We start from the raw sequence: 9,098 nt of genomic DNA, 5'->3' as shown, positions 1-9,098 counted from the left end.
ACAGACACAATCTCGTCCGGAGTCACGCCCCCTCAACGCAACACCGGGCCAGAAGGACACGCTCAACCACAACCGACCTGACCAAGCCCTACTAGTACCGGTCCAGCACGTGCGCGTGCGGCACCGGCAGCCCTTGCGCCCCGCCACCCGGAAACCACCCCGCCCCCGCCCTCCAGCACCAGCAGCTCCGACCCCGGCTTCCACGTCCCCTGCGGCGCCCGACCGTCCCAGCTCGCCACTCCCGGCCCCGGGTCCACGGCCGTCCGGCGTGCATTGCGTTAAAGATCCGCACCACGCCGGGCAGATCCGCCCGCCGCAGCAGGCAGTGCCGCACCCGGCCGTCGAGCTGTTCCCCGTACGAGAATCCCTGCTCCACGCGCGCCAGTCCGAACGTCCCGCACGGGCGTCCACCAGACATGTATGCGCCCCTCGCGAACCCGCACGCCCCCCGACCACCGGCGCACCGACGGACCACGCCCGGCCGCCGGCGCCCCGCCGGCCCCGATGACTCCGCGTAGGCACCACGCCCTCCGGCACGACGCGCACGAGGGCGCCGCGACCGGCCCGACCACCCGGTCACCGGATCACCCGGTCACGACGCCCCTCGCCACCGGCTCAGGCCGGCCGGATCACCGCCGACCAGCCCTGGCTGCAGTCCAGTCCCGCCGTGGCGCACGAGTTCTCGTACAGGTCGCCCCTGACGGTGAGCACCTTCACGTAGACCCGGTCGCCCGCGAGCTTCACCGACACGCCACAGGCGTCCCGCGGCTGCCCCGGCGTCACGGAGCGGCTCAGGTCCCGCCACACGTAACCGCGGTTCGCCGCGAACCGGTACCCGACGTAGACCTTCCCCCGGTTCACCACCCCGCTGTACTCGGCGCCCGACTGCGAGCCCGGCACCCCGACGGTGTCGATGTCCGCGCACGGCCCCGGGTGGCCCGGCTGACCCGCCGGACCCCGGTCACCCTTCGGCCCCCTGGGACCCGCCGGACCCCGGTCTCCCTTGGGCCCCTTGGGGCCGGTACAGGCCGCGCGGTCCCCGTCGTACCCGGAACCGCCCTTGCCGCACGCGGCGACGGCCGCAGCCCCCGCAGCTCCGCCCACCCCCGGTGCGGCCGCCACGGCCTGGGCCGAGACACCCGTGAGCGCGAGTGCCAGCGGCATCGCGAGACCACCGGCCAGCCAAGCACGCCGACCCGCCCTGATTGCGGAACCCATCCGTCCACTCCTTCCGTCGCCGTACCGATCGACGTGGAGCATCGCGCGCAATCCCGCATAGAGATCGAATGACTGACGGAATGTCGGACATATGTCAGCGAGTCGGCCCAACGACACGCCCCACCACTGCGCCGAACGGCGGCCCCTCGACCCGCCCCCCGTACGCCGAGACGACAATCATTGCCCGACGTCACCCCCCGTGATACACAGAGTAACCATACGTTCTTTCGCATACACACCACCCCGGCCCAGGTCAGAGCGCGCGGGCGGTGCGCGGGCCGGGAGATCGGGTAAAGAGAGCCACCAAGTCGACGACGGCGCCAGTTTCATCAGCGAAGATAGTGCGTGACCCATGCCGTCGGGCACGGGCTACCGGAACTACCCGTACAGGGGCGGTGAGTTGCATGATCCTGGCAGCCGAAAAAGGCGACATCACCACCATCATCGGCGGAATCGCCCCGAACTGGGGCCCTTTCGGCAGCCTCGGCAACGAGGCGAAGATCATGATCGAGGTGGTCATGGCCGTCGCGATCCTCCTCTGCCTCGGCATCGCCATCTGGGGCGCGGCCAAGCAGCGCATCGGCGCGACCGCCCTCCGCGACACGTTCAGCGCGGAACAGGGCAAGGGCCTGATCGTGGCCGGCCTCACGGGCGTCTTCATCATCGGCTCCCTCGGCACCCTCTTCACCATCGTCTACGGAATGGCCGTCTAGCCGGGCCGCCGCCGCGGCCGTACCTGATGAGAACTCACCACACCGCACCTACGCGGGAACCAGCGCTACCGTCGTACGACGCGGAGGGGGCCGACACGGAATGAGCAACGACGACCAGTACGGCGGCGGCTACGGCGAGGTCGGCGGCACGGGCCAGACCCGCACCCGCCTCCCCGACTCCCCGACGGACGCGTACGGCCCCACCCGCCGCACCCCCCGCGCCTCCCGCAGCCTGATCACGGTGGTCGGCGTGGTGGTCCTCCTGATCGCGGCAATCGCGTTCGCGAACCAGTCCCCGGACACCCCCACCACCGACCAGTCCCAGGACGGTCCGTCGAGCTCGTCGACGTCCCCGACCGGCAAGCGACCCGTAGACGGGAAGAACGGCGGCGTGCCGTCGGGTTTCGCCCAGAACGAGCAGGGTGCGCAGTCTGCCGCGTCGAACTTCGCAGTGGCCCTCGGCTCTGACGGCATGTTCAACACCGCCCGCCGACACGGCATCGTGGACGCCGTATCCGACGCGAGCACGCGGGCCACGCTGCAATCGGGCTTCGACGCGGACTACTCCGCCGCCCTCCTGTCCCAGATCGGACTGACCAAGGACGGTCTCGCCCCTGCCGGTGCGACGTTCGTGAGCCGCACCGTACCGGTCGGCGCGAAGGTGCGGAAGTTCGCGAGCGACAGCGCGTCCGTCGACGTCTGGTGCCTCGGAATGTTCGGCCTGACCGGAGAGAAGTCCACCCGTCCGGTCACCAACAGCTGGTTCACGATCTCGATGACGCTCAAGTGGAACGGGTCCGACTGGAAGGTGGTGGAGACGGCCCAGAAGGACGGCCCCACTCCCGTGACCGGCGACAACCCCGTCTCCACCTCGGATGAGATCGCAGGCGCTGTCAACGAGTTCGGAGGGTTCACCTATGCCCGGTAGCCCCCGCATCCTGCTGCGGCGGGTCGTTGCCTCAGTCGTCGCCGTCCAGGCGGCGGCATGGTGGTGCGCCACACGCGCGGTCGCCGCGCCGACCCCCACGCCGACCCCCGCACCGAGTGCGAGCAGCGACCCCTGCTCCCTCATCGCGGGACCTGCCAGGCAGTACTGCGAACGCGGCTCCACCGGCGGCGCCGCCGCCCCCGGCCTCGCCCCCAACGACCCCGCCGACGCCCTCAACCCCCTAGCCTCCCTCGCCAAGGGCTGCGCCGACGCCGCCGCCTGGATCGTCACCAAGCTCAGCGAAGCCGTCAAGGGCACCGCCGAAGTCGACTTCACCAACGACACCTTCCTCAAGCAGTACGCCGTCGTCTTCGCCGCCTCCACCATCCTCACCCTCGTCCTCTGGCTCTTCGCCGTCGCCAAGCGCGCCATCCGCGGCGTCCCCCTCACCACCGCCATCTCCGAAGCCATCGGCTTCCTCTGGCTCACCGTCCTCGCCTCCGCCTTCACCCCCCTCGTCCTCTACACGATCGTCTCCGCCACCGACGGCGTCACCGAGGTCATCGCCTCCGCCACCGGCGGCCAGACCGACGTCTTCTTCGGCTCCTTCACCGAAGCCCTCAAGAAGGGCGACGACATCGGCGGCGGCCCGATCATGCTGATCGTCGTCGCCCTCGTCACCGTCCTCGCCGCCGGCGTGCTCTACCTCGAGCTGTTCATCCGCGCCGCGCTCCTCTACGTCGGCGCCCTCCTCGGCGTCGTCGTCTACGCGGGACTCGTCGACCGCAACCTCTGGGGCCACGTCCGCCGCTGGGCCGGCATCATGATCGCCGTCATCCTCGTGAAGCCGGTCATCGTGATCGTCCTCGGCCTCGCCGGCGCCCTGGCCGGCGAGAAGGGCCCCAACGCCTTCTCCGCCGTCGTCACCGGCCTCGCCATCATCCTGCTGGCGATCTTCGCCTCCGCGATGATCTACCGCTTCGTCCCCGGCTTCGGCGACGAGATCGCCTCCGCCCGCTCCAGCCGCAGCAAGGCCACCGACGGCGCCCAGGCCGCCGCCGTCATCAGTTCCCCGGCCTCCCTCGTCTCGCAGGGCATCAAGACCCACAGCAGCCGCGGCGCCCACCGCGGCGACGGCGGAGGCGGCGGCTCCCACAGCGCGCCCCGCCCCGCCAACCCCATCTCAGGAGGCGTGGCCGCCCACAGCAGCCGCGGCTCCGGCGGCGGAGCAGGCGGCGGATCTGTCCCCTCCGCCGCACCCCCGCCCCGCACGAGCACGAGTTCGAGCACGAGGAACACAGGAGGTGACGGGCGTTGACGACCCAGTCCCACCAGATGCACCCGGTCGCGCCCCGCCGCACGTATCTCATCGGCCGGGCCCGGCCGAACGCGATCGTCGGAAAGAACCGCGAGACCGGCGAGATCGCCCTGATCATCGCGGGGGCGTTCCTCGGCATGATGAGCGGACTGCTCGTCCCCGACCTCACCCTGCGCATCGTCAGCCTCGCCGGCTTCCCCATGATCGCGCTCGCCGCCGTGTACGTCCCGTACAGGGGCCGCACCTTCTACCGCTGGTTCGAGATCGGCCGCAGCTACAAGCGCATCCTGCGCCGCGGCACCACCTACCGGTCCGGCGCCATGGAAGCCGGCTTCCGCGGCGCCGACGGCCGCGAGGTCGAGGTCGGCCCGCCCCCCGGCATCGGCCGCATCAACTGGCTCGCCGCCCCCTTCGGCCCCGACGAGATCGCCGTACTCCTCCACGCCGACCGCAGGACCGTCACCGCCGCCATCGAGATCGAGGGCCCCGGCGTCGGCCTGCGCGACAGCGAGGACCAGGAAGCCCTCGTCGACCGCTTCGGCACCCTCCTCAAGCACGTGGCCAACGGCGACGGCTTCGTCACCCGCCTCCAGATGCTCGCCCGTACCCTCCCCGCCGACCCCGACGCGCACGCCAAGGACGTCGCCCAGCGCGGCGACACCCAGGCCCCCGTCTGGCTCCGCGACTCCTACGAGCAGCTCCAGTCGATGGTGTCCACCTCCTCCGAGCAGCACCGCGCGTACCTCGTCGCCTGCATGCACTACACGCGCGAACTCTCCGCCGAGGCCCACACCATCGCCCGCGCCTCCACCCCCCAGAAGGGCCGCAAGCTCGACCGCGACGCCGGCCTCGCCATCGTCATGGCCCGCGAGCTCACCGACATCTGCGCCCGCCTCGCCGAAGCCGACATCCGCGTCCGCCAGCCGCTGGGCCAGGGCCGCCTCTCCTCCCTCGTGCACTCCATGTACGACCCGGACCACCCCATCGACCACATCCAGGCCATGACCAAGCGCAACGCCTGGCCCGCCGAACTCGACGCGGTGGAACCCACCTACCTCCAGGCCAAGACCCGCGAGTCCTCCACCCGCGCCCCCTGGTGCCACGCCACCGCCTGGGTGAAGGAATGGCCGATGACACCCGTCGGCGTCAACTTCCTCGCCCCCCTCCTCGTCCACACCCCCGACGTCATCCGCACCGTCGCCGTCACCATGGACCTGGAACCCACCGAGATCGCCATCGAGCGGATGCTCACCGAGAAGACCAACGACGAGGCCGACGCCTCCCGCGCCGCCAAGATGAACCGCACCGTCGACCCCCGCGACATCGCCGCCCACGGACGGCTCGACCAGAGGGGTGAAGATCTCGCCAGCGGTGCGGCAGGAGTCAACCTGGTCGGGTACATCACGGTGTCCTCGCGTTCACCGGAAGCCCTCGCCCGCGACAAGCGCACCATCCGCGCCTCCGCCGGCAAGTCCTACCTGAAGCTCGAGTGGTGCGACCGCGAGCACCACCGCGCCTTCGTCAACACCCTGCCGTTCGCCACCGGCATCCGACGCTAGCCGGAAGGAAGTGCCGCCCATGCGCGATCCCATGTCCGCCCTGACGGACGCCTTCACCAGCTTCCTCTTCGGCAAAGTCGAAACCACGCGCCTGCCCGTACGCACCTCCACCGGGCAGGCGCAAGCCGTCTACCTGCCCACTGCCGCCCCCGGCCTCGGCGACTCCGGCGTCATCATCGGCCGCGAGGTCTACAGCGGCAAGGGCTACATCTACGACCCCTTCCAGCTGTACGGCCAGCAGCTCCCGGCCCCCCACTGGCTGGTCCTCGGCGAGTCCGGCAACGGCAAGTCCGCCCTGGAGAAGACGTACGTCCTGCGCCAGCTCCGCTTCAAGGACCGCCAGGTCGTCGTCCTCGACGCCCAGGGCGAGGACGGCGTCGGCGAATGGAACCTGATCGCCCAGCAGCTGGGAATAACCCCCATCCGCCTGGATCCGATCGCCGCGAACGACGACGGCATCCGCCTCAACCCGCTCGACCCGGCCATCACCACGACCGGGCAGCTCGCCCTGCTCCGCACCATCATCGAAGTCGCCATGGGCCACGGCCTCGACGAGCGCGCCGGCTTCGCCCTCAAGGTCGCCCACGCCTACGTCGTCGACACCATCCGCAACCGCCAGCCCGTCCTCACCGACATCGTCGAACAGCTCCGCCACCCGGAGCCCGAATCTGCCCTCGCGATGAACGTCGACATAGACGATGTCCGGGCCTGGGGCCTCGACGTCGCCCTCGTCATCGACCGCCTCGTCGACGGCGACCTGCGCGGCATGTTCGACGGCCCCACCACCGTCGGCATCGACCTCGACGCGCCCCTCATCGTCTTCGACCTGTCCCACATCGACCGCAACTCCATCGCCATGCCCATCCTGATGGCGATCGTCGGCGTCTGGCTGGAGCACACCTGGATCCGGCCCGACCGCAAGAAGCGCATCTTCCTCGTCGAAGAAGCCTGGCACATCATCAACAGCCCCTTCGTCGCCCAGCTCTTCCAGCGCCTCCTGAAGTTCGGCCGCCGCCTCGGCCTGTCCTTCGTCGCCGTCGTCCACCACCTCTCCGACGTCGTCGACGGCGCGGCCGCCCGGGAAGCCGCGGCCATCCTCAAGATGGCCTCCACCAGAACCATCTACGCCCAGAAGGCCGACGAGGCCCGCGCCACCGGCCTCGTCCTCGGCCTGCCCCGCTGGGCCGTCGAGATCATCCCCACCCTCACCCCCGGCATCGCGGTCTGGGACGTCAACGGCAACGTCCAGGTGGTCAAACACCTGATCACCGAAGCCGAACGCCCCCTCGTCTACACCGACCGCGCCATGACCGAGTCCTCCGCCCCCGCCCGCCTCCACGACGACATGCTCGCCGCCGAACTGGAGGCGGAGGAGCGGGCCCTGTCCATCGAGCGCCGCCGTGGCGGCCCGGGCGCCGCGACCACGGTGGCCTGACCATGCCCGACGCACGACGTACGGACGCGCCCGCCCGCGGCGGAATCCCCGACGGCCTGCTCCTCGGCCTCCTCGGCTTCCTCCTCGGCCTGGCCGTCCTGGTCTGGACGGCCACCGGCCTGGCCGCCCTCTTCGCCAAGGGCGCCTGGCCGGACAGCGTCACCTTCACCCGGACCCCGGCCGCCATCCGCGCCCTGATAGCGGAGCCCCACGACGTCGCCGGCGCCTGGCCGGACACCAGCGCCGCGGCACTCCCGGGCTGGGGCCTGTTCTGGGGACTGTTCGTCAGTCAGCTCCTGGTGATGTTCGTCCTGGCCGTCTTCTGCATCGGCGTGATCGCCCGCACCAAGTCCCGCCGCGCCCTCGCCCGCCAGGCCGCCCGCGATCGCAACCCGGCAGCGCACGACCCAGCCCAGGCACCGCCCGCCCCGCACGACCCCGCTGAGGCCAAGGCCCACGCGTACGCTCCCGTACCACCGGCCCCCGCCCCGCAGCACTCCGTCCCCACCCTGCACGACTCCCTACCCCACGTCCCCGCACCGCTGCACGCGCCCGTGACCGCCGCTGCACCGCTCGCCGCGGCCCCGGTCGGCCCCGTACGGCCCACGGCCCCCAACCGCACCCCTGACCGCACCGGCCCGCCGGCGGACGAGGCCTACCGCTACGGCTTCGGCTACGCCCCCGCCGACCCGACGCCCGTCACCACCCCGCCGCGCCGACTGGCCTACGCCGGCCCCGCCGAGCGCCACCACCTCGCCGCCCAGGCCCTCGCCGCCGCGGAGGGCGCCGCCCTCGTCGTGACCTCGTCCCCCGCCCTCTGGGCCGAGACCAAGGACGCCCGCGCCAAACTCGGCCCGGTCCTCCTCTACGACCCCTCGCACCTCTGCGACACCCCGGCCCGCATGCACTGGAACCCGGCCGAGGGCTGCGCCGACCGCGACACCGCCGCGGCCCGCGCGACCGCCCTGCTGGCCCCCGTCCGCCCCCAGGCCCGGATGGACGCCGCGGTCGCCGACACCGCCGAAACGCTCCTGCGAAGCTGGCTCCAGGCGGCGGCCCTCGACAACCGCCCCTTCAAGCACCTGCACCGCTGGACCCAGGGCACCAACGCCCAGGAACCCGTACGCGTTCTGCGCACCCACCCCCACGCCGCGGCCGGCGCCGCCGGAGAGCTCGAAAGCGCCCTCACCGCACACCCCGAACGCCGGGAACTCGCCCAGCACCTGACGGCCCGTGCCCTCGCCTGCCTCGCCTCGATCCACATCCGCGAGGCCTGCACCCCGAACCGAACCGATTCCCTCACCCTGGCTTCGTTCCTCGGCGAAGGGGGCAGCCTCTACGTGGTGGGCGAACCGCTGGAAGACCCCCGCACCCACCCGGGTGCGATGCCGTTGCTGACCGCACTCGTCTCGCACGTGGTCGAGCACGGCCGCCGCATGGCCGCACGGTCATCCCGCGGTCGGCTCGACCCACCACTCTCCCTGATCCTGGACGACGTGGCGGCCGTGGCCCCCGTCCCCCAGCTCCCGGACCTGCTCGCAGACGACGCCCTCCCGCTGCTCGCACTCTGCCGCAGCCGCGAACAGGCCCGCTCCCGCTGGCCCCAGGCCGACCTGCCCTGAGCCCTCAGACCCCGGCCGGCCGGGGGAACACGTACTCCCGCTCCTTCGCCGAAGCGTCCCCCGGCACCGGCACGACCAGCCCGCTCGCCCGGAACCCGAACCGCCGGTAGAACGCCTCGGCCCGCGCGTTCTCCTCGTGCACGAAGAGCCGTACGCGCTCCAGCCCCGGCTCCCGCACCGACCAGGCCCAGCCCAGCGCGGCTCCGCCAACTGGTCCGGAACGCAGAAAAGCCCCGCACCATAAGGTGCGGGGCTTTCCCACAATAATTGTTCGGCGGCGTCCTACTCTCCCACAGGGTCCCCCC

The 9,098-nt window shown here is 71.6% G+C and carries 8 protein-coding genes; 6 read left to right on the top strand and 2 right to left on the bottom strand.

Annotated features, from left to right (window positions below):
* Window positions 1-615: 615 nt before the first annotated feature.
* Complete coding sequence (locus tag ACFWTC_RS37810; RefSeq protein ID WP_383932855.1) at window positions 616-1,218, bottom strand: hypothetical protein; 603 nt, start codon at window positions 1,216-1,218, stop codon at window positions 616-618.
* Between the two features lie 404 nt (window positions 1,219-1,622).
* Here ACFWTC_RS37810 and ACFWTC_RS37805 point away from each other — a divergent pair, with 404 nt between their 5' ends.
* The 6 genes from ACFWTC_RS37805 (at window position 1,623) to ACFWTC_RS37780 (ending at window position 8,793) form a co-directional block, all read left to right on the top strand.
* On the top strand, window positions 1,623-1,931 hold the full coding sequence (locus ACFWTC_RS37805; protein ID WP_031145169.1) for a hypothetical protein: 309 nt from the start codon (window positions 1,623-1,625) through the stop codon (window positions 1,929-1,931).
* A gap of 100 nt (window positions 1,932-2,031) precedes the next feature.
* Window positions 2,032-2,859 carry a hypothetical protein gene (locus ACFWTC_RS37800; protein ID WP_384030479.1) on the top strand — a complete coding sequence of 276 codons (828 nt, stop codon included), beginning with the start codon at window positions 2,032-2,034 and terminating at the stop codon, window positions 2,857-2,859.
* Window positions 2,849-4,177 carry a hypothetical protein gene (locus tag ACFWTC_RS37795; RefSeq protein WP_384030477.1) on the top strand — a complete coding sequence of 443 codons (1,329 nt, stop codon included), beginning with the start codon at window positions 2,849-2,851 and terminating at the stop codon, window positions 4,175-4,177. Before ACFWTC_RS37800 ends, ACFWTC_RS37795 begins: the two co-directional genes overlap by 11 nt.
* Complete coding sequence (locus ACFWTC_RS37790) at window positions 4,174-5,736, top strand: SCO6880 family protein (protein ID WP_383932849.1); 1,563 nt, start codon at window positions 4,174-4,176, stop codon at window positions 5,734-5,736. Before ACFWTC_RS37795 ends, ACFWTC_RS37790 begins: the two co-directional genes overlap by 4 nt.
* Before the next feature lie 19 nt (window positions 5,737-5,755).
* Window positions 5,756-7,171 (top strand): ATP-binding protein, encoded by a 1,416-nt coding sequence (locus tag ACFWTC_RS37785; protein ID WP_384030475.1) that lies wholly within the window; start codon window positions 5,756-5,758, stop codon window positions 7,169-7,171.
* A 2-nt stretch (window positions 7,172-7,173) separates the two neighbouring features.
* Complete coding sequence (locus tag ACFWTC_RS37780; protein ID WP_384030473.1) at window positions 7,174-8,793, top strand: type VI secretion protein; 1,620 nt, start codon at window positions 7,174-7,176, stop codon at window positions 8,791-8,793.
* A gap of 4 nt (window positions 8,794-8,797) precedes the next feature.
* On the opposite strand, the gene ACFWTC_RS37775 is transcribed toward ACFWTC_RS37780, so the two are convergent.
* Window positions 8,798-8,971, bottom strand: coding sequence for a GNAT family N-acetyltransferase (locus ACFWTC_RS37775; RefSeq protein WP_383932843.1), 174 nt, complete (start codon window positions 8,969-8,971; stop codon window positions 8,798-8,800).
* Between the last annotated feature and the right edge of the window lie 127 nt (window positions 8,972-9,098).

The sequence above is a fragment of the Streptomyces sp. NPDC058619 genome, from assembly GCF_042717785.1.
GTDB lineage: Bacteria > Actinomycetota > Actinomycetes > Streptomycetales > Streptomycetaceae > Streptomyces.
Note: the sequence above shows the minus strand (reverse complement) of the source record. Positions and strands in the feature narration are given on the sequence as shown.